Below are 21,177 nucleotides of genomic sequence, written 5' to 3'. Positions count from 1 at the left end.
ACTAAGTGTAGCGCAGGGGACGTTGCGAGCGGAGTCGAGCGGCACGAAGGGCAAATTGTTGCGGAAAGGTTTCGGAAACGAGGGGCTAGCTTGCTTCATTGCGGCTCATTTGCCGCCACTTATTCAGTGCCATTTCAAAACTATGCCGGATTACGGGGCTGAACCTGAATGAGCCAACCACACCCCTTATTTTCAAATCATAGCGAACCTTCTACCTGCGGTTTTCTTTTTACCAATTTCGGCATGGTCGGCAATCCGTCATTCAGCCCCGTAATCCGGCATAGTTTTTAAGTTAGTCGTTGGGGACGTTCTTAAACGACTAGTCAAACAAGAACGTCCCCAACGACTATCCCAACAAGGGCAACGCCGATGTTTTGGCGAAGTCAGCGAAAACCCGCCAGAGTGAGCAAGGTGCCTTGAAACGAGGCGGCATTGACCTTCTGGTCATGCCGCCGAAGTTGAAAGGCAGATTGCCGCTCTGGCGGGTTTGCAGCGTCGAGCCGTTACGCGGTTTGGTAAAACCGCGTAACCACTAGTTTGGTACCTTGACTTTGATTTCTCACGCTCCTAAATTGGTTAGGCACAAAACAATTCCACTACCTAACTAAAGAAAGGAGCAGCACTAATTCATGTGCGATGAACCTCTTAGCCTTTGTTCGCACGAGCCCGGCGGCGACCCGTCACAGCCGGCGGATGTATCCGAAGCGGTTAGCTCGGAAGACAAGCTTGCCAAGCGCATCCTCAATAACCTGGGCTTTTGCGGCCATTACATGCATTTTCATGGCGGAGGCGTGTCCGGCAAGGCGCCCATCATCTGCCTACTGGCCAAGCAGCCCGGCGGCGAGATGTCGCAGCAGGAACTCGGCATGCACTTCGGCCTCAAGCCGGGGTCGCTTTCCGAGATCCTGTCCAAGCTCGAGCTCAACGGCCTCATTGAGCGCAGCCGTAACCCCAAAGATCGCCGGCAGCTCACCATTCGCCTAACCGAGATCGGCTGGGAGAAGGCCCGCATCGACCAAGCCTCGCGCATCCGCTTTAGGGAACAGGCCTTTAGCGCGCTCACCCACGACGAGCGTGAACAGCTCGCCGAGATGCTCGAGAAAATCCGCGTAACCTGGGAGGAACTGGATGATTAAAACCCTTATGGGCAGCATCCGCGATTACATGAAGGTCACGATCGCTACGCCGCTGCTGGTGCTTGGCGAGGTAATCTGCCAGATGATGATCCCGTTTATCACCGCCGACATGATCGACGCCATCAAGGACGGCACCGCCGTTACCGAGATGCTGCCCACCGCCGGCCTTCTCGTACTCATCGCGCTGACGTCACTCGCCTTTGGCGCCGCCGCGGGCATCACCTGCAGCCATGCCAGCTGCGGCTTTGCCAAGAACCTGCGTCGCGACCTGTTCTACAAGATCCAGACGTTCAGCTTCGCCAACATCGACGAGTTCTCGACCTCCTCGCTCGTCACGCGCCTCACCACCGACATCAACAACGTGCAGCAGGCCTTTATGATGCTCATCCGCATCGCCGTGCGCTCGCCGCTGGTGCTGGTCTTTGCCTTTACCATGGCATACGCCATGGGCGGCAGCGTCGCCATGGTCTACCTGGTCATCATTCCGCTGCTGGGCTTTGGCCTGTTCTTTATCATCTATAAGGTGCGCCCGATCTTTACCCGCGTGTTCCGCAAGTACGACGCGCTCAACGAATCGGTCGAGGAAAACGTCACCGGCATGCGCGTGGTCAAGAGCTACGTGCGTCAGGACTACGAGAAGGAGAAGTTCGCCACCGCCGCGCGCGACGTCCAGATGGACTTCACCCGCGCCGAGAAGTTGCTCGCCTTCAACAACCCCATGATGAACATCTGCGTCAACGGCGCGTTCGTCGTCATCATCTACCTGGGCTCCAAGCTCATCATCACGAGCCAGGGCACCCTGTTCGATGTGGGCCAGCTCTCCTCCATCTTTACCTACGGCTTCCAGATTCTGATGAGCCTAATGCAGCTGTCGATGATCTTTGTCATGGTGACCATGGCAGATGAGTCGGCGCACCGCATTACCGAGGTGCTGGCCGCCGAGCCCACGATCGCTAACCCGACCGAGCCCGTGCACGAGGTTGCCGACGGCTCCATCGACTTCGATCACGTGAGCTTTAAGTATTCCGAGCATGCCCGCCGCCAGGCGCTCGACGATATCGACCTGCATATTAAGAGCGGCGAGACCATCGGCATTATCGGTGGCACCGGCTCGGCCAAGTCGACGCTCGTGAACCTGATCGCCCGTCTGTACGATGTCACGGAGGGCACCGTGCGCGTCGGCGGCGTGGACGTGCGCGACTACGACCTGGACGCGCTGCGCCACCAGGTAGCCATGGTCCTGCAGAAAAACGTGCTGTTTAGCGGCACCATCGCCGAGAACCTGCGCTGGGGCGACCCGAACGCCACCGACGAGGAAGTCCGCGAGGCCGCACATCTGGCCTGCGCCGACGAGTTTGTCGACGGCTTCCCCAAGGGCTACGACACCTGGATCGAGCAGGGCGGCTCCAACGTTTCCGGCGGCCAGAAGCAGCGCCTGTGCATCGCGCGTGCCCTGCTGCGTCGCCCCAAGATCTTGATCCTGGACGACTCCACGAGCGCCGTCGACACCAAGACCGACGCCAAGATCCGCGAGGGCCTGGCGAGCTACCTGCCCAACACGACCAAGCTCATCATCGCCCAGCGCATCAGCTCCGTTCAGGACGCCGACCGCATCATCGTCATGGAGGGCGGCCGCATCAAGGACATCGGCAACCACGATGAGCTGCTCAAGACGAGCGAGATCTACCGCGAGACCTTTACCTCGCAAAATAAGATGAGTGCCGAAGGCGAGGACGCGGGCGAGACCGCCGCAGCCGACACCGAGGCATCCGCACCGCAAGCTCAGACTCAGGAAGGAGGCGAGGCACATGAGTAAGGCCGCTACCGCCGAGCGCGCGCGCAACCGCAAGGGCGGCACCATGACGCGCCTGATCAAGATGCTCTTTGGCTTCTACCCGGTGCTTTTGCCCCTCGTCGTCGCCGGCGTTGTGCTCTGCGCCATCATCAACTCCATCGGCGCGACGTTTCTCCAGAGCGCGCTGCAGGTCATTAGCGAATCGTGGCAGTCGGGCGACTGGACGGCCGCGCAGCCCAAGATTCTGAAGCTCGTGACCACCCTCGGCTGCATCTACGCCGTGGGCGTCGCCTCCTCGCTCTTCTGGAACCGCGCCATGGCCGTCATCACGCAGGGCTCGCTCGAGAAGCTGCGCGAAAAGATGTTCAACCGCATGCAGGACCTGCCGATTCGCTACTTCGACACGCACCAGCGCGGCGACATCATGAGCCACTACACCAACGACATCGACACGCTGCGTCAGATGATCAGCCAATCGCTGCCCAACCTGCTCATGACGATCATCGTCATCGTCACCGTGTTCTTCATCATGCTGTATTACAGCGTGTGGATGTGCCTGGTCATCATTGCCGGCGTCGCCTTTATGACCTTTATGACCAAGCTGCTCGGCTCCAACTCCGCGCGCTTCTTTATCGCGCAGCAGACCGAGCTCGGCGTGGTCGAGGGCCATATCGAGGAAGTCATGAACGGCCAGAAAGTCGTCAAGGCGTTCTGTCACGAGTCCGCTGTCGAGGCCGATTTTGACGAGCGCAACGAGAAGCTCTTCGAGGTCTCGCAGAAGGCCAACATGTACGCCAACATCCTCATGCCGATCCTCGGGAACCTGGGCGACTTGCTCTACGTGCTGGTCGCGCTGACCGGCGGCATCTTCCTGGAGCTGGGCGTGCCCAACCTGAGCCTCTCGGGCATGGCGCTCTCCATCGCCGTCGTAGTGCCGTTCCTCAACATGACCAAGCAGTTCTGCGGACAGATCGGTCAGATCTCGCAGCAGATCAACGCCGTGGTCATGGGTCTCGCCGGCGCCGACCGCATCTTTGAGCTCATCGACGAGAAGCCCGAGACCGACGAAGGCTACGTGACGCTCGTCAACGCGCAGGTGAACCCCGAGACCTGGCAGCTCGAGGAGGCCGACCACCACACCGGCATGTGGGCATGGAAACACCCGCACCGTGCAACCGGCGAGATCGAGTACGTGCCGCTGCGCGGCGACCTGGTCATGGACAACGTCGACTTTGGCTACACGCCCGACCACGAGGTGCTGCACGGCGTGTCCGTGTTTGCCAAGCCGGGCCAGAAGGTCGCATTTGTCGGCGCCACCGGTGCCGGCAAGACGACCATCACCAACCTCATCAACCGCTTCTATGACATCGCCGACGGCAAGATCCGCTACGACGGCATCAACGTCAACAAGATCCACAAGGCAGATCTGCGCCGCTCGCTGGGCGTGGTGCTGCAGGACGTGAACCTGTTCACCGGCACTGTGATGGACAACATCCGCTACGGCAACCTGGACGCCACCGACGAGGAGTGCATCGCGGCGGCCAAGCTCGCGGGCGCCGACGACTTTATCACCCGCCTGCCCGACGGTTACGACACCATGCTCACCGGCAACGGCGCGCAGCTGTCGCAGGGCCAGCGACAGCTGATTTCGATCGCACGCGCTGCCGTCGCCGATCCGCCGGCAATGATTCTGGACGAGGCCACGTCGAGCATCGATACCCGCACCGAGGCCATCGTGCAAGCGGGCATGGATAAGCTCATGGAGGGCCGCACGACGTTTGTCATCGCGCACCGCCTGTCCACCGTGCGCAACGCCGACGCAATCATCTGCCTGGATCACGGCCGCATCATCGAGCGTGGCAACCACGACGAGCTGATCGCCAAGCGCGGATATTACTACCAGCTCTATACCGGAGCGTTTGAGCTGGAGTAGCTCAAAACATCCCCTACGCTCCCAACGGAGCTCCCCGAGGGAGACGGGGTGTTTACTCCGTGCTCAAACATTCTCGCTTCGCTGCGAAACTGCGCGCGGAGCAAACACCCCCGTCTCCCTCGGGGAGCGCCTGCGCACACGGTCTTTTCTCGCAGCCTGAAAAAAAGTGGTGAGGCCCTGGCCGTTTGGCCAGGGCCTCGTTTTGTAAGGATGATTTGGGAGGTGGTGGAGGAACAGTCTTTTTGGGACGGGGCTAAATTAGCTGGTTCTCCATCCCAATATCGATGAATCAACAAATCGCAACTGAGCCCTAATCCAAAAACAGCTAATTTAGCCCCGTCCCAAAAAGACTGGTCAAGCTAACGGAACGCCGTAGCTAAAAAAGCCCCGTCCCAAAAAGACTGCTTTGGCAGAACGTCGGGTGGTATCCTTGGTAGCCCTGTGCTGCAAACGCACCTTAAACGCAAGGAGTTCCATGGATCTTATCGCCCAGCTCGCCCGCGAGCTCAACCTTAAGGCCGCCAACATCGCGGCAGCCGTCAAGCTCATCGACGAGGGCAACACCATCCCCTTTATTTCGCGCTACCGCAAGGAAGCCACGGGCGGCATGGACGACGTCGCCCTGCGCGCACTCGACGAGCGCCTGTCCTACCTGCGCAATCTTGAGCAGCGTAAAGAGGACGTCATCCTGCTCATCGACGCCCAGGGCAAACTCACGCCCGAACTCGAGCAGCAGATTCGCGAGGCCACGCAGCTCCAGCGTGTCGAGGACCTCTACAAGCCCTACCGCAAAAAGCGCATGACTCGCGCGCAGAAGGCCCGCGAGGCAGGCCTTGAACCGCTCGCCAACATGATCATCATGCAGGCCTCGGCCAAGGGCAGCGCACTCGACGCCGCCGCGGCATACGTCAACGAGGAGGCCGGCTTCGACACGCCCGAAAAGGCGCTTGCCGGCGCGGCAGACATCGTGGCCGAGACGGTGGCCGAGGACCCCGAGAACGTCGCCGACCTGCGCGCCTTTACGCAGAACACCGCCGACATCGTCGTCGAGGCCACCGACCCCACCGAGAAGACTCCCTACGAGCCGTACTACAGCTATGACGAGCCGCTGCGCCGTATTCCCAACCACCGCGTGCTGGCTATCGACCGCGGTGAGCGCGAGGGCAAGCTCCGCGTGCGCGTGAACGTCGACGGCACTGCCGCCACGGCGCGCCTCGGCAGCCGTTGGCCCCGACGCCAGGGCGTGTTTGCGCCCGTCTTTGATGCCGCCATCGCCGACGGTTACAAGCGCCTCATGGCCCCCTCGCTGGAGCGCGAGGCCCGCGCCAAGCTCACCGCCCGCGCGCAGACCGAGGCCATCAACGTCTTTGCCAAGAATCTCGAGGGCCTGCTCTCGGCACGCCCCGTGCGCGGTGCCCGTGTGCTCGCACTCGATCCGGGCTACCGTACCGGCTGCAAGGTCGCCGTCATGGACGAGACCGGCAAGCTACTCGACCACGGCGTGGTCTACCCCACTAAGCCGCGCCACGACGTCGCCGGCACCAAGCGTGAGCTCGCCCGCCTCGTCAAGAAGGACGGCGTCAACACCATCGTCATCGGCAACGGCACCGCCAGCCGCGAGACCGAGGAAGTCGTCTCGGAGTTCATCGCCGAGCAGGCGCCTGGACTGCGATACACCATCGTCAACGAGGCCGGCGCATCGGTGTACTCCGCCTCCGAGCTCGCCAGCCAGGAATATCCCGACCTGGACGTCACCGTGCGTGGCGCCATGAGCCTGGGCCGCCGCCTGCAAGACCCGTTGGCGGAGCTCGTCAAGATTCCGCCTCAGTCCATCGGCGTTGGCCAGTACCAGCACGACCTTGACCAGGCCGAGCTTTCGCGCACCCTGGGACATGTGGTGGAGGACGTCGTCAACCGCGTGGGCGTCGACGTAAACACCGCAAGTGCGAGCCTGCTGGGATACGTATCGGGCATCACGCCGAGCGTAGCCAAAAACATCGTGGCCTACCGCGAGGAGAACGGCGCCTTTACCGATCGCCGCCAGCTTAAGAAGGTCCCCAAGCTGGGGCCCAAGGCATATCTCAACGCCGCGGGCTTCCTGCGCATCAGCGGCGGTAAGAACCCACTCGATGCGACGAGCGTCCACCCCGAAAGCTACGAGGTGGCCACGGCCGTCCTGGAGCGTGCAGGTGTGGCGGCAAGCGAGCTCAGCCGCGGCGGCGTGCCCGATATCGAGAGACGCATCGGCAGCATTTCGGCGCTGGCAAGCGACCTGGACTGCGGCACCCTCACGCTCATCGACATCGTCAACGAGCTCAAGAAGCCTGGCCGGGACCCGCGCGACGACGCGCCCGAGGTGGTCTTTAGCCGCTCAGCACTTTCCATCGACGACCTGGAACCCGGCATGGAGCTCAAGGGCACGGTGCGCAACGTCGTGGACTTTGGCGCCTTCGTCGACGTGGGTGTGCACCAGGACGGCCTCGTGCATATCTCCAAGCTGGCCAACCGCTTTGTCAAGCACCCCAGCGACGTGGTGCGCGTCGGCGACACGGTCAAGGTGTGGGTCGAAAAGGTCGATCGCGACCGCAAGAAGATCTCGCTTACCATGGTGCAGGGCAAATAGCCGCCAAAGCGGACGTCCCCCTCTTCGCGGCGTGCAAAATTGCGAGTATTCAGCATCTCCCGATAGCCCCGCGGCGCTTCAGAGGGCCATAAAAGCAAAAACGGCCCCCGTTTTGGCGTTTTAGGGCCAAAACGGGGGCCGTTCCGCGCTTCAACCAGCTGGTAAAAGTCTTTACCATGCTGAAAACTCGCGATTTTGCACGTCGCTGCAGGGGGTACCCTTGCTTAGGGCAGAATATGGAAACCCAAAGCGGCGATATCCTTGGCAAAACCGCGCACGGTATCGAGCGAGACCTCGTACGGGTCACGGCCGATGTTCTTGCGCTTGGCCAGGATGCTGTTGGACACCGTGATGATCTGGCAACCGCAGGCCTCGGCCTGGTAAATGTTGATGAGCTCGCGCGTGGACGCCCACAGGACCTCACAGTTGGGCTTGGCAGCGGCCTTCTTGACTGACTCCGTCATAAACGGAATGGGATCGACGCCGGTGTCGGCGATGCGACCGGCAAAGAGCGAAATGATAGACGGCGTCTCGGCGTCAACGGCCTCGACCATCTCATCGACCTGCTTAGGCGTAAAGATGGTAGTGACGTTGACCTTGATGCCATCGGCCGAAAGCTTGCGCACCAGCTCGGCGGTGGACTCGCCCTTGGTGGTCACGCATGGAATCTTGACGTAGACGTTATCTGCCCAGGTAGCAATCTCGCGCGCCTCGACCTCCATGGTCTCGACGTCGTCGGCAAAGACCTCAAACGAGACGGACACATCGGTGATGTGGGCCAGAACCTCCTTGGCAAACGCGCGGTAATCCGTCACGCCACCCTTCTTCATAAGGGACGGGTTGGTCGTGAAACCCTGAACGTTGCCGTTCTCGTACATGTCGAGCATGCCCTCGAGGTTTGCACCGTCAGCGAACACCTTGATTGCCATCTGCCTGATTCCTTTCGTTTGCATACGGCCGATAAACTGCTAAACACTTTACCTACGTTTATCAAGGCGTGAACTGCGGTTTTTTTATCTTCTCGGCGAACGATTTTGCGGTTTTATCATTTTTATATCGACGCCCCAGCGGCAAAACGTTTTTGCTAATCATCGCGGTTGCTTCCGTTCGCGGCGCTGAAACAGCGCTTCACCGGCGCGTTTTCACAACCGCTCCAAAACAAAAAGCGGCGACGCCTCATTTGAGACGTCACCGCTTCCGTGTAGGAGCCGGTTATCGGAGCTCCGCCCGATTAGGGCTTAACGTATGCCTGGATTACTCTTCCTCAACGTGGTTGATCACAGCACCCTTGGTGTGGATGAAGTTGGGGACGAAGGCGACGACCAAAAGGACAGCGAGAATCGCGTAGACACCGGTGGTACCGAAGGCCTCGGCAGCGCGGCCGAGCGTAATACCAATGACGGAGAAGTCGAAGTCGCCGAACGTAGTGTTCTTGAAGCCAAAGACGTCAAGAACGGGCAGGAGCAGGGCCGGGGCAAAGGTGATGAGCAGGCCGTTGACGAAAGCGCCAAGAGCTGCGCCCTTGCGACCGCCGGTAGCATTGCCGTAGATACCGGCGGTAGCACCGCAGAAGAAGTGGGGAACCATGCCCGGGATGATGAAGATGCCCAGGGTAGCGCCCACGATGAACATACCGACAACGCCACCGATAAAGGAAGCGACAAAGCCGAGGATGACGGCGGTGGGAGCATAGGGGAAGAAGACAGCGCAGTCGACGGCGGGGATGGCACCGGGGATCAGCTTGTTGGAGATGCCCTGGAAAGCCGGGACCAGGTCGGCGAGAATCATGCGAACGCCGTTGTAGACGATAGTGACACCGACGGCGAAGGACAGGGCACAAGTCAGGGCATAGACGATCACATTGTCGCCGCCAGCGGTCTTGGTAACGACCGCAGGATCTGCGATGTAAGCGGCAAAAGCGGTAACCAGGTAGAAGAAAGCCATGGTAAGAGCCGTGGAGATGGTGGTGTCGCGCAGGAAGGCAAACTTCTCGGGAACCTCGATCTTCTCGGTGCTGTTCTCCTCGGCGTCCTTAGCAAAAAGCGTACCGACTGCAGCGGAGATGTAATAGGCGAGTGAACCGAAGTGGCCCATGGCGATTTCATCGCCATCGGTAACCTTCTCGGTGAAACGCTGACCAACGGCGGGAAGCATAGCACTCACGAGGCCCAGGAACATGCCGCCCACGATGACAAGCTGGACATCCTGGAAGCCAGATGCCTGCAGAACGGCAGACAGCAGGCAAGCCATAAACATGCTGTGATGGCCCGTCAGGAAGATGTACTTAAACTTGGTAAAGCGGGCAATGATAATGTTTACGACGTAGCCGAGAATCAGGATCATCATGGTCTGAACGCCAAGGACGCTCTGAGCCATCGAAACGACGACCTCGTTGTTAGGCACGACGCCGGTGATGTGGAAACCGGTCTCGATGAAGGTCCCCAGCGGAGCAAGGTTCTCCTGAACAACAGCGGCGCCAGCAGACAGCATGATGTAACCAAGAATGGGCTTCAGGGTTCCCGTCATCACCTTGTGGGCAGGGCGCTTGAGCGCAACAAGGCCCACAAAGGCAAACAGACCCATGATCCACGCTGGCTTGGTCAGAATCGATTGGATAAACTCAAGTATGGGAAGGATGGCTTGCATCTGCGCTTCCTTTCTCTCTAACGTGGGCGCGGTTCCCTCTTCCACAGGGAACCGCCCTTTTTTATGCCGCTTTAGGCGTTAGCAGCGGCCGCCTTAATTGCCTCAAGGGCGTCTTCGCGGATCTTCTTCTTGTTCACATAGCTGCGAACGATCACAACGTTGCCGTGGAGCTCGGGGGCGAGCTCCTTAACGGTGATGAACAGATCCGGATTTGCGGAAGAAGCACCGTTCAGGTCCATAGACTCAACGTCGGCCTTGATGCCCTCCTCCTCGCAAAGCTCCTCGACTTTGCCAGCGAGCATCAGGCTAGACCCGATGCCGTTTCCGCATACGGTGATGATATGCATGGCAACCTTCCTCTCCTACACGTGACGGTTTTCCGTCTATCCAAAAGCGGCGACGCATCGCCGTGCCATTAAGGCCTAAAAAAATGAACGCATGGTCTCCAAAACCTGCTCGGGCGTATCGCATGCGCTGAGCTTGGCAACGCAGTCCTCGTCCTCGAACATCTGCGAAAGCTCCGCCAAGCAGCCAAGATGAGCCTTGGGGTCGGGTGCGCAAATACCCACGAGCACGTGAACCGGATCGAAATCCTCATGTCCAAATGCAACGGCAGGGTCAAGCGTGACAATGCAGATGCCGGCCTCGCTCACATTGCCATCGGCCTGAGCGTGAGGCATGGCAATGCCCTCTTCCAAGACCATATAGGGACCGAATTTGTGAACCGACGAAATCATGGCGTCAACATAGCTCTGGTCGCATTTGCCGGCGTCAACGAGCAGCTTACCGCATGCCTTGATCGCTTCCTCCCAATCGGAGGCCTCGACGTGGCAGGCAACAAGCTCGGGCTTAAGAAGATCGGTCAGCATGCTCGCCCCCTACTCCTCGGGCAGGATATGGAAACCAAGTGCCTGAATGTCGCGGGCGAAGCCCTTGACCGTATCAAGCGAGTACTCGAGTAAATCTTTTCCGAAATTCTTGCGCTTGGCAAGAAGGGCATTGGGAACCGTAATGATCTGGCAGCCAACGGACTCCGCCTGGAAGATATTGAGGACCTCGCGCGTAGACGCCCAAAGAACCTCGGCAGCAGGCTTGACGGCAGCCTTCTTTACGGACTCCGCCATGAGGGGCAGCGGATCGACGCCGGTATCGGCAATGCGACCGGCAAAGATGGACAGAATAGAGGGGGTCTCGGCAGAGACGGCATCGACAAACTCGTCGACCTGCTCGGGCGTGAAGATGGTAGTGACATTCACCTTGATACCGTCGGCAGAAAGGCGCTTGACCAGCGCGGCAGTGGACTCGCCCTTGGTGTTGAGTGCCGGGATCTTAACGTAGACGTTGTCTGCCCAGGTTGCAATCTCGCGGGCCTCGGCTTCCATACCCGCCTCGTCGTCGGCAAATACCTCAAAAGAGACCGACACATCGGTGATGTGCTCAAGAACCGTCTTGGCAAAAGCGCGGTAGTCAGTCACGCCACCGGCCTTCATAAGGGAAGGATTGGTCGTGAAACCCTGAACGTTACCATTGTCATGCATGTCAAGCATGCCTTCGAGGTTAGCGCCGTCGGCAAACACCTTGATCGCCATGTTCGGTCCTTTCTCATCTAGCACTATTGCTATCGAAAGCCTTCTTCTTTGTTTCAAAAGCTTTTCGGTTTTCTTTTATAAACCATTTCAAAAGCTATCGAAAGCTCAATTGTCATCTTTCCGTGAACGGTCGAATATCGGGTGTGAACGTACTTCTTTTGGGCGGCACCTTCAGAACAAGACCCTCTACACGCTATTTAAGTGTAAACTATCTGCTACGCATGCATTTGGGACATGCCATTCCGTTCATTTGATTCATTCGATTTTGCCTTGTCCTTTTCATATCGATACGTTATATTTCGATTACGAAAGGCGTATCTTTTGCCTTTCGTTCAAAAGGAGCGGCATATGGCATCTACTTCAGACCTTTCACCGGCCGAGCGTCAGCGATTTATTATGAACTGGCTGGCCGAAAAGCCAAATATCTCGGTATCCGACATCGTTCGCCGTTTTTCGGTTTCGGAAGTCACCGCACGACACGACCTCGTCTCGCTGGAATCCGAAGGCAAGCTGCGTCGCGTACGCGGCGGAGCGGTATCGCTTTCTCGCTCCAACGCAATCTCGTATCCCGAGGAGCGTATCAATGTCCAAGTCGAGGCCAAAGAGGCCATCGCCGCAACCGCGGCAACTCTTGTTGATGATGGCGATGTTCTGGTAATTGATATCGGCACCACAGGCTTTTACTTCGCTAAGGCCCTCATGGACAAGCGTGAGATCACCATTATCACCGGCGATCTTGCAATCGCGAACTATGCCAGCTTTAATCTCCCCAATGCTTCGGTAGTGCTGCTGGGCGGCTCCGTGCGCAAGGGCCACCTCTATCTCGCGGGCGCACTAACGCTCGACTGCATGAGCAAACTCCATGCCGACAAGGCGTTTGTCAGTGCCGACGGATTCCACCCCGACCACGGTTTTACCGTCGAGCACGACTTCTCAGCCATGATCAAGCATATGTACCTGACCAACTCAAACCAGAGTTACATGATGGTTGACCAGGGAAAGTTCAACAAGACCAGTTTTTATCAGTCCGCGCAGATCGATGACCTCGATGGCATCATCGTTGATGGAGACGACGAGGGTATCATGACGGCGGCGATCGAGAGCAGTCGCAGCCATCCCAAGCTCTATATTGCAAAATAGCTCAAATGGCCGGGTCGCCCCCCTGCGGGCGACCCGGCCATTTATTCAATCAACCCAAAATGCCGCATCGCTGTGACGGTGCCGTCGTGTGCGACATCGTCGGTCACGTAGTCGGCGACCGCCTTGACCTCGGGCATGGCGTTGCCCATGGCGACAGCCGTCTCGACCGAAGCGAGCATGCCCAGGTCGTTGCCCGAATCGCCAAAGCCAAAGGTGCGCGCATTTCCCTCGCGGCCCAGATACGTCAGCGCTCGCGCCACGCCCACGCCCTTGTTGATGCCCTTGGGGCTCAGCTCGCGATTCTGGCCACCGGTGTTGCAGGCCTCAAAATAGCGCTCGATAAAGCCGTCATCGTTGGCTACGCGAGCCAAACTGGGCACATTGAGGCATACCTTGCCCACGCGCAGACGGCCGTCGACGCGCATTTCCTCGGTGCTGTGCACCACAGAAGTGCCGATCAGAGACGACTGCTCAACACCCGCGGGTTCCAGGGCAAAAGTAGCAACGTTGGTCTCGAAAAAGGCCTCAATCCCTGCCGCGGCCATACGGCGTGCAAGCTCCTCGACAACGTCCTCGTCAAAGCAGTCCTCGTGTACCACGCGTCCCTCGACCTCGAGCGTGGCGCCTGCCATGGCCACGACGCCCGCGGGGTCGAGCGCACGCAGGCTATCGGCGATAAGCCACAGGGGGCGACCCGTGCAGATAAATGCCTCGTGCCCTGCATCGCGCAGTGCACGGAACGCCTCAACCACCGTCTGCGAGGGGCGAGCCGCCGAAAAGTCCTTATCGGTCATATCGTCGGGATCGAACGACGTCAGCGTGCCGTCCACGTCAAAAAAGAGCACGGCGGAATCGGAGCACGCATCAATCATATGGGTTCCTTTCGAGGATAAGGGCAAACGAAGCATCCATCATATAATGGAGCGACGCAACCAGAGAGGTCACCCATGGAATTTTACGCAAGCTGCCCCGAGGGCTTTGAGTCCGCACTCGCCGATGAGCTTAAACGCCTCGGGCTTTCGCATGTCCGCCGGCTGAAGGGCCGCGCTACGTTTGAGGGCGAGCTCGAAGAAGGCTACCGCGCCTGTCTGTGGTCGCGCCTGGCGAGCCGCGTGTTCGTGGTTCTTGGGCGCTTTGAGGCGCAGGATGCCGATGAACTGTACGATAGCGCTTACGACATCGCCTGGGAGAACATCATCCGTCCCGGCGCCACCATCGCCATCACCGCCCGCGGCGTGACCGAGCAGCTGCGCAACACACGCTTCTCTGCCTTGCGCGCCAAGGACGCATTGTGCGACCGCCTGGCCGAAACCACGGGCCGTCGCGCCGATGTCGATGCCGCCGATCCCGATGTTCACCTGCTGCTTTCGCTGCGTCAGCGCCGCGCGAGCATCAGCCTGGACCTTTCGGGCGACCCGCTGTTCAAGCGCCTGCCGCCCGCAGCGACCCGCGCCGGCGAGGGCGCGCACGTGCTGCGCCCCGACTACGCCGCCCTGGTGCTGGCGCAGGTCGGTTGGACCGCGCTATGCGAGCGCGAGTTGACGGCCGACGATTACGAGAACGAAGCCCTGCCCACGCTGATCGACGCCTCGTGCGCCGGCGGCGGTCTGCTGCTGGAAGCCGTGAACATTCTGACCGACCGCGCCCCGGGCGCTGCACGCGAGCGCTGGGGCTTTGAGGGCTGGCAGCCGCACGACGCCGCCCTGTGGGAGCAGCTGCTTGCCGAGGCACGCGAGCGCGAGGCGGCGGCGCGCGAGCGCCAGGCGCGCATCGTCGCCGTGGACATTGACCCCGCTGCCCGCAAGACTGCCGAGCGCATGGTCAAGTGCGCCGGCTACAAGCGTTTTGTCGACTTTTGCGCTGCCAAGCCAGCCACCGTGCTGGACCATGCAGGCGCTGTTGCCGGTGCCGCCGTGGTCGCAGACACCACCGAGACCCCGCTTTCGCTCATGCACGACGCCATGACGCTGGTCGGCGAGCTGCGCCGCGCGCCCGAGCTTGCCGCGGCGCCGGTCGCTGCGCTCACCCGCGATGGATTGCTGGCCCGCTCGCTCCACGCCGAGCCCGAGCGCTCGATCGCCGTCATGCCCAACAACGAGGAGGCGACCGTCGAAGTCTGGCCGTCGCTCGACCACGCCGCCGCAGCGTTTGAGGCTGCGACCGGCGCAGATGCCGAGGCCGAGGTTGCGGATACCAACGAAGTCAACGACAAAGCCGCCAGCACCCCCATGCCCGAACCTGCCGCCACGCTCGACCTGGGCGACGGCAAGCCGCTGCCCGTGCTCATCCCCGAGTCCGAGCAGTTCGCCAACCGCTTGCGCAAGAACGCCCGTCTGCGCCGCAAGTGGGCAAAGCGCGAGGGCGTGAGCTGCTACCGCGTCTACGATGCCGACCTACCCGATTACTCCGCCGCCATCGATCTATACGAGGGCTGCCCGCAGACGCCGGGCCGCTGGCTCGTCATCGCCGAATACGCCGCGCCCAAGACCATCGATCCCGCGCTTGCCCAGGCCCGCATGCTCGACATTCTGGCCATCGCGCCGCGCATCCTAGATGTTCCCGCCGAGCACGTGCACGCCAAGGCCCGCATGCGTTCGCGCGGCGGCTCGCAGTACGGCAAGCAGGGCGCCGGCAAGGGCGGCTCGGGCGAGCGCGCCAATATCGCACGCCGTCGTCTGCCGCTCATCGAGGAGGGCGGCCTTACCTTTGCCGTCAACTTTGACGACTACCTGGACGTCGGCATCTTCTTGGATCACCGCGTCACCCGCAACCTGGTGCGCGAGCACGCCAAGCAGGCGCGGCGCTTTCTCAACCTGTTCGCCTATACCGGCACCGCTACCTGCTATGCGGCAGACGGCGGCGTCGAGGAAACTGTGACGGTCGACCTCTCCAACACCTACCTGGACTGGGCCGAGCGCAATATGCGCCAGAACGGCTTTGTTGGTCCGCAGCATCATTTTGTGCGCGACGACGTGCTTGCCTGGATTCGCGTCCAGCGCCAGACGCGCAACCGCTGGGACCTGATTTTTGTCGATCCGCCCACGTTTTCGAACTCATCAAAGATGGGCCGCCGCACCTGGGACGTCCAGCGCGACCATGTTGAGCTTTTGGCCGGCGTATCGCGCCTGCTCGCACAGGGCGGCCACGCCATCTTTAGCTGCAACCTGCGCGGCTTCCGCCCCGAGACGCGCAAGCTCGCGTGCGCGGGCGTCGTGCTAGAGGACATTACGGCGCAGACCATCCCCGAGGACTTTGCGCGCAACCAGAAGGTGCACCATTGCTATATCGTGCGCCGCCTGCCCATCGAGGACGCCATGGCCGAAGTCGGCTTTAGCGCCGAGGAGATTGCAGAGCGAACCGAAGAGCTGCGCAACCCCGAGGCTCGCAAGCCCCGCGCAACGGCGCCCGCGCACGCGCAGGCCGGAGACCGAGGGTCGCGCGGCAACGGCAAGCCTGCCTGCGCCGGCAAGCCCAAAAAGAAGAAGTTCTACGCCAGCAAGCCCAAGGGCAGATAAACCAAGTTGCGGTGGAATACGGACTGTTTTGCCTGGAATTAGGCAAATTTAGACCGTATTTCACCGCAACTCATATTGGGATGGTGGTTGGCGATCTAGCCTTGGGTGACCAGGCGATAGCCGATACCCACGTGCGTCTGGATATAGCGCGGATGCGCCGGATCGGACTCGATCTTCTTACGCAACGTGCCCATAAAGACACGAAGGCTCGCCAGGTCGCTCTTAGTTGCCGTGCCCCAAATCTCGTGCAGGATAAACTGGTGCGTCAGCACCTTGTCGGCGTTGTGCGCCAGCAGGCACAAGAGCTTGTACTCGATCGGCGTCAGATGCAGCTCCTCGCCATCCATCGTGGCGATGCCGGCATCAAAATCGATATGCAGCTCACCGGTATCGAACGAGCCCTCGGAGGCAACGCCACCCGTTTGCGCATACGAAAGGCGCCTGAGCGTCGTGCGAATGCGCGCGAGCAGCTCCTCGACCGAAAACGGCTTGGTCAGGTAGTCGTCGGCACCGGCATCGAGTGCGCGAATCTTGTCCGCATCCTCGCTGCGCGCCGAGACCACAATGATCGGCATGCCCGACCATGCGCGCACCGACTCCACCACCTTGACGCCGTCCATATCGGGCAGGCCCAGATCGAGCAGCACAATACTCGGTGCCTGCGATGAGGCGGCGGCGATGGCGGCATGGGCGGTCTCCACGGCCATATGGCGCAAGCCGTGCGCCTCGAGCGCGGCAACGATAAGGTTGCGGACGGCGGGGTCGTCCTCAACGACCAAGATGAGCGGTTTCATGGCAGAGTTCGACACAGCGTTACTCCTTATCAAACGAAACGTCGGCGGCGGGAAGCCCAATCGTAAAGACCGAGCCGTGCGGGTCCGCCGCGGCAACCTCTATGCTACCGCCATGCGCCAACATAATGGATCGGCAGAGCGAAAGTCCCAAGCCCACGCTGCGATGGCTATCAGCCAAGCCATGGTTGACAGTGTAGAACGATTCAAAGATCCGGCCCTGCTCCTCGGGCGCAATACCGGGACCGTCATCGGCGACGGAACATGCCACCTGTCCATCGTTCGCCATAATCGAGATCACGATATGCGAGCCCGACGGCGTATAGGCAATAGCGTTGTTCACCAGGTTCACCACCAGCTGCACCATCAGGCGCGCATCGACGTTGACGAGCGCCGGCTCGTCGCACGGCACCACCTTAAGATCGTGCTCGCGTACGGCCGGATTCACGTGGCGCAGCGCCTCCTCGACGATATCGTCCATGAGCTCGAGCGTGGTCGACAGATGCATGCCGCCGCCCTCGAGCTTTGTGATGGCGAGCAAATTCTCGACGGTGGCGTTGAGCCATTGCGCATCCGAACGAATGGAAAGGAGCATGCTGCGGCGCGTCTGGCTATCGAGCACGGCCGTGCCGGTCGAACCCTGGTCGAGTAGCACGTCGGCATTGCCCGAAATGCTGGTAAGCGGCGTGCGCAGATCGTGCGAGATGGAGCGCAGCAGATTGGCGCGCAGCTGTTCGTTTTTGGCGAGCACCGCCGCCTCCTCGCGGGCCTCCATGGCGCGGGCGCGATCGAGTGCCAGCTCGCCTTCGCTCACGATGGCGTCGGCAAGTGTCCGTTCCTCGTGCGTCAGCACGTCGGGCTCGGCAACGATAGCCAGCACGCCCACCACCGAGGCGGGGTCGCCCGAGCGCACGAAGCTGTCGCCTGCGCAAACCGTCAGGTAGACGCCATAAAACGCCGAGCCGCCATAGGTGGCATCGAGCGGCGTTCCCACATAGGCGGATGCCGAGAGCCGCGGCGGCATCTGGGGCGTCAGCTGGTGCACCGGCGAGGCGTCACCCACGGCCGTGTACGTCGCACGCGGCAGCAAGTCATCATCGTCGGCGTCGGCGCTGTACCACACGACCGGACAGCCCGAAAGACGCGCCAGCTGCGTTGCCATGGCATGCACAATCTGCTGCTGATCGGAACACCGCTGCAGCATGCGGTTGGTCTCGAGCACCATATGCGTGCGACGGTCGCTGGCGGCAGCCTGTGCCAAGGCGCGGCGCAGGGCCAACGCAATCGAGCTCGACACAAGCGAGACCACAAACATGATGAAGAACATGCCGGGATAGACGCGGTCGATAAACGATAGCGAGCAGCGCGGGTCGACAAACAAGAAGTTGTAGAGCGCTACGGCGGCAGCCGAGCTCAGCAAACAATACAGGCGGCTCCAGGTAAAGAATGCGCACAGCTGCACGGCGAACACATAGACGATCATGATGCTCGGCGCGAGACCAGGATGGTCGAGCAGCGCACCCACAATCGTCGCCGCGACCAGCAGCCCCGCCGATACGCAGGCGTCATACAGAGGGCTGCGACGTGTCAGCGTTGTGCGCCGCCACCAAAAGCTATCGGCAATATCGCCGTCCGCACGGACGTCCATCGGCACCCCGCCCCTCTCTTAAAAACAAAAACCACCACAGAGGGGACAGCACCTTTGTGGTGGTTTCCCTTGTGGTGGTTCCAAGTGTATAGCCTTTGCAGTCTGCGGTCGTTAGACAAACAGCACGTGCGCGAGCAGTGCGCACACTCCTGTCCATCGAAGGCCAACTCCATGCAACCTGTCGGCGACTACGGGCGCTCGTTGGGGGCCAGGCGCTGCATCTTGTTCACAGCCTTGAACTTGGTGAACAGCGGCACATACTCAAAGCTCACGTTGGAGTTCTCCAGGCCATACCAGCGCGCCGGCGTACCGGCAAAGCGGCGGATGATGTACTTGAGCGTGATGGCCGTGCGCTCGCTCGGCTCCACGTCACTCTCGGGCGCCAGGAGCTTGCGGATCATGACGAACTTAAACGTGCCGATGTTGCCCGGATCCTTGTAGACCGAGTAGTCATGCATCTGCGGCGGCAGCTCGCCAGTGGCGGCCAGATCCTGAACAACCTGGCGCAGGTAGGCGTTCACGCGCTGGTTAACCTTGTAGCCCAGGTACAGATGCACGCGGAAAACATAGTCGGTGCCAAACGTCTCGACCGAATAGGCAAAGGTATGCGGTTCGTCCATGGTCTCGACGTTCACGAACCACCAGGCGCGGGCGCGCTTGGGATGCTTGTCCAGAATCGAGTAGACGATATCGCGGTCGATGTAGTCGGTATTGGTGTCCTTGGTCAGGTACACGATGTTGTCGCTCATAAGCTCATAGCGATCGTCGTCGCGCAGGCGCTTGAGCTGCGGCAGATAGCTGCGCAGCGGCAGCAGCGTAAACTGACGCCGCTCGACCGCCGTGCCGTTGTACCAGCACAGCATAACGCCCATGATGAGCATGGCCATAAGAATAGTGAAATAGCCACCGTGGAAAAATTTGGTGAGCGAACTCACAAAGAAGAAGCCCTCGAGCATAAGGAAGAACACAACGAAGATATACGGGACGACCTTAAGGCCGCGATCAACATGCAAGTAGAAGAAGAGCAGCAGCGTCGTGCACATCATGGTCAGGGTAATCGCCAAGCCGTAGGCGGCCTCCATGTGCGCCGAGCTCTGGAACAGCAGCACCACGATGACGCAGCCCACAAGCATGACGTTGTTGACCATGGGAATATAGAGCTGGCCCTTGGTCTCGGCAGGATAAAAAACCTGCATATGCGGCATGAGGTCCAGGCGGCTGGCCTCGGACACCAACGAGAAAGCGCCGGTGATGAGCGCCTGCGAGGCAATGATGGCCGCGACGGTGGAAAGGCCGACGGCAAAGGGACGCAGGCCCGGGGTGAGCATCTGGTAGAAGGGGTTGAGGTCGGCGATACCCATGAGCTCCGGGTTGCCGGCGTTGTTGATAAGCCACGCGCCCTGGCCCATGTAGGACAGCAGCAAGCAGCACTTAACGAACGGCCAGGTTGCGTAGATGTTGCCACGGCCCACGTGGCCCATGTCGGAGTAGAGCGCCTCGGCACCGGTGGTGGCGAGGAAGCAGCTGCCCAGAATCATGATGCCCGCATGGTTGTTGGGGCTCAACAAAAAGGCGATGCCGCGCACCGGGTTGAGGCACAGCAGCACGGCGGGGTGCTGGAAGACAAAGAACAGACCCGTGCCGCCCAGGAACAGGAACCACAGCGTCATGATGGGGCCAAAGGCGTGGCCGATCTTGGCCGTGCCGATGCGCTGCACCAAGAAGAGCGCAATGATGATGGCAAGCGTGATGGCCACGACGCGGGCCTGATCGTCGCCCAGCACGGCATGGACTGCCGGAATGGTGCGCAGGCCTTCGATAGCCGTAGTCACGGTAACGGCAGGCGTGAGGATGCCATCGGCGAGCAGTGCCGCGCCGCCCAGCATGGCGGGGATGATGAGCCATTTGCCGCAGCGCTTAACCAAGCTGTACAGAGCAAAGATGCCACCCTCGCCATGGTTGTCGGCGCGCAGCGAGATGAGCACGTACTTGACGGTCGTCAGCAGCGTGACCGTCCACACGACAAGGGAGAGTGCGCCGAGCACGAACTCCTCCGTGACGCTTCCGATGCCGCCGTTGCCGGCAACGAGCGCCTTGGTTACATACATGGGGCTGGTGCCGATATCGCCATACACCACGCCCAGCGTGACGAGCATCGCCGAGATGCTCACAGGAATCGCAGCGTGCGAGGCTGCCTCCTTGGCCTTTTGTTCCATAAGCCGGTTTCCTCCCAACTTTAACGTTCGAGGGGATTATAGATAATCGTCCCATGTTTTAATGCACTGTTTTCCCAGCTAGATAAACATTTATACGGCCTTTAGGCCACCGCGGCGATATGGAATGCGACAAAGGGACTGTCCC

Annotated in this window: 15 protein-coding genes; 6 read left to right on the top strand and 9 right to left on the bottom strand. The window is 60.5% G+C overall.

Annotated features, from left to right (window positions below):
• Positions 1-629: 629 nt before the first annotated feature.
• The 4 genes from ACTQ1S_RS06410 to ACTQ1S_RS06395 all read left to right on the top strand — a co-directional run bounded on the left by ACTQ1S_RS06410 (position 630) and on the right by ACTQ1S_RS06395 (position 7,487).
• On the top strand, positions 630-1,136 hold the full coding sequence (locus ACTQ1S_RS06410) for a MarR family winged helix-turn-helix transcriptional regulator (protein WP_441017125.1): 507 nt from the start codon (positions 630-632) through the stop codon (positions 1,134-1,136).
• Positions 1,129-2,952 carry an ABC transporter ATP-binding protein gene (locus ACTQ1S_RS06405; RefSeq protein ID WP_441547324.1) on the top strand — a complete coding sequence of 608 codons (1,824 nt, stop codon included), beginning with the start codon at positions 1,129-1,131 and terminating at the stop codon, positions 2,950-2,952. Before ACTQ1S_RS06410 ends, ACTQ1S_RS06405 begins: the two co-directional genes overlap by 8 nt.
• Positions 2,945-4,864, top strand: coding sequence for an ABC transporter ATP-binding protein (locus ACTQ1S_RS06400; protein WP_441547323.1), 1,920 nt, complete (start codon positions 2,945-2,947; stop codon positions 4,862-4,864). The genes ACTQ1S_RS06405 and ACTQ1S_RS06400 overlap by 8 nt, the downstream gene beginning before the upstream one ends.
• Positions 4,865-5,339: 475 nt before the next feature.
• The gene (locus ACTQ1S_RS06395) at positions 5,340-7,487 is read left to right on the top strand and encodes a Tex family protein (protein WP_441547322.1); all 2,148 of its coding nucleotides are present in this window, start codon (positions 5,340-5,342) and stop codon (positions 7,485-7,487) included.
• Positions 7,488-7,711: 224 nt separating this feature from the next.
• Here the strand turns inward: ACTQ1S_RS06395 and ACTQ1S_RS06390 are convergent, their stop codons facing one another.
• The 5 genes from ACTQ1S_RS06390 to ACTQ1S_RS06370 all read right to left on the bottom strand — a co-directional run bounded on the left by ACTQ1S_RS06390 (position 7,712) and on the right by ACTQ1S_RS06370 (position 11,722).
• On the bottom strand, positions 7,712-8,416 hold the full coding sequence (locus tag ACTQ1S_RS06390) for a transaldolase (RefSeq protein WP_441067881.1): 705 nt from the start codon (positions 8,414-8,416) through the stop codon (positions 7,712-7,714).
• A gap of 325 nt (positions 8,417-8,741) precedes the next feature.
• A complete protein-coding gene (locus ACTQ1S_RS06385) occupies positions 8,742-10,133 on the bottom strand; it encodes a PTS ascorbate transporter subunit IIC (RefSeq protein WP_089573144.1) in 1,392 nt (463 codons plus the stop codon).
• Between the two features lie 71 nt (positions 10,134-10,204).
• Positions 10,205-10,480 carry a PTS sugar transporter subunit IIB gene (locus tag ACTQ1S_RS06380; protein WP_022094539.1) on the bottom strand — a complete coding sequence of 92 codons (276 nt, stop codon included), beginning with the start codon at positions 10,478-10,480 and terminating at the stop codon, positions 10,205-10,207.
• A 75-nt stretch (positions 10,481-10,555) separates the two neighbouring features.
• The gene (locus ACTQ1S_RS06375) at positions 10,556-11,002 is read right to left on the bottom strand and encodes a PTS sugar transporter subunit IIA (RefSeq protein ID WP_154517874.1); all 447 of its coding nucleotides are present in this window, start codon (positions 11,000-11,002) and stop codon (positions 10,556-10,558) included.
• 9 nt (positions 11,003-11,011) lie between these two features.
• Entirely contained in the window at positions 11,012-11,722 is a 711-nt protein-coding gene (locus ACTQ1S_RS06370) for a transaldolase (RefSeq protein WP_117564350.1), read from the bottom strand.
• 348 nt (positions 11,723-12,070) lie between these two features.
• Between ACTQ1S_RS06370 and ACTQ1S_RS06365 the strand changes: the two genes are divergently transcribed.
• Positions 12,071-12,862: a DeoR/GlpR family DNA-binding transcription regulator gene (locus ACTQ1S_RS06365; protein ID WP_195838607.1), complete on the top strand. Its 792-nt coding sequence runs from the start codon at positions 12,071-12,073 to the stop codon at positions 12,860-12,862.
• A gap of 41 nt (positions 12,863-12,903) precedes the next feature.
• Here ACTQ1S_RS06365 and ACTQ1S_RS06360 read toward each other — a convergent pair whose 3' ends face one another.
• A complete protein-coding gene (locus tag ACTQ1S_RS06360) occupies positions 12,904-13,734 on the bottom strand; it encodes an HAD-IIB family hydrolase (protein WP_441547321.1) in 831 nt (276 codons plus the stop codon).
• A gap of 75 nt (positions 13,735-13,809) precedes the next feature.
• Between ACTQ1S_RS06360 and rlmKL the strand changes: the two genes are divergently transcribed.
• Positions 13,810-16,377, top strand: a complete 2,568-nt coding sequence (gene rlmKL / locus ACTQ1S_RS06355; protein WP_441547320.1) for a bifunctional 23S rRNA (guanine(2069)-N(7))-methyltransferase RlmK/23S rRNA (guanine(2445)-N(2))-methyltransferase RlmL — start codon at positions 13,810-13,812, stop codon at positions 16,375-16,377.
• A 95-nt stretch (positions 16,378-16,472) separates the two neighbouring features.
• Here the strand turns inward: rlmKL and ACTQ1S_RS06350 are convergent, their stop codons facing one another.
• The 3 genes from ACTQ1S_RS06350 to ACTQ1S_RS06340 form a co-directional block, all read right to left on the bottom strand.
• Positions 16,473-17,186 carry a response regulator gene (locus ACTQ1S_RS06350; protein WP_370450656.1) on the bottom strand — a complete coding sequence of 238 codons (714 nt, stop codon included), beginning with the start codon at positions 17,184-17,186 and terminating at the stop codon, positions 16,473-16,475.
• Positions 17,187-17,190: 4 nt separating this feature from the next.
• A complete protein-coding gene (locus tag ACTQ1S_RS06345; protein ID WP_441054551.1) occupies positions 17,191-18,816 on the bottom strand; it encodes a sensor histidine kinase in 1,626 nt (541 codons plus the stop codon).
• A gap of 188 nt (positions 18,817-19,004) precedes the next feature.
• Positions 19,005-21,032: a KUP/HAK/KT family potassium transporter gene (locus tag ACTQ1S_RS06340; RefSeq protein ID WP_427719648.1), complete on the bottom strand. Its 2,028-nt coding sequence runs from the start codon at positions 21,030-21,032 to the stop codon at positions 19,005-19,007.
• Between the last annotated feature and the right edge of the window lie 145 nt (positions 21,033-21,177).

It is taken from the genome of Collinsella sp. LCP21S3_D3, from assembly GCF_052118305.1.
GTDB lineage: Bacteria > Actinomycetota > Coriobacteriia > Coriobacteriales > Coriobacteriaceae > Collinsella.
The sequence above is the reverse complement of the archived record's forward strand: the minus strand, read 5'-3'. Positions and strand labels throughout refer to the sequence as shown.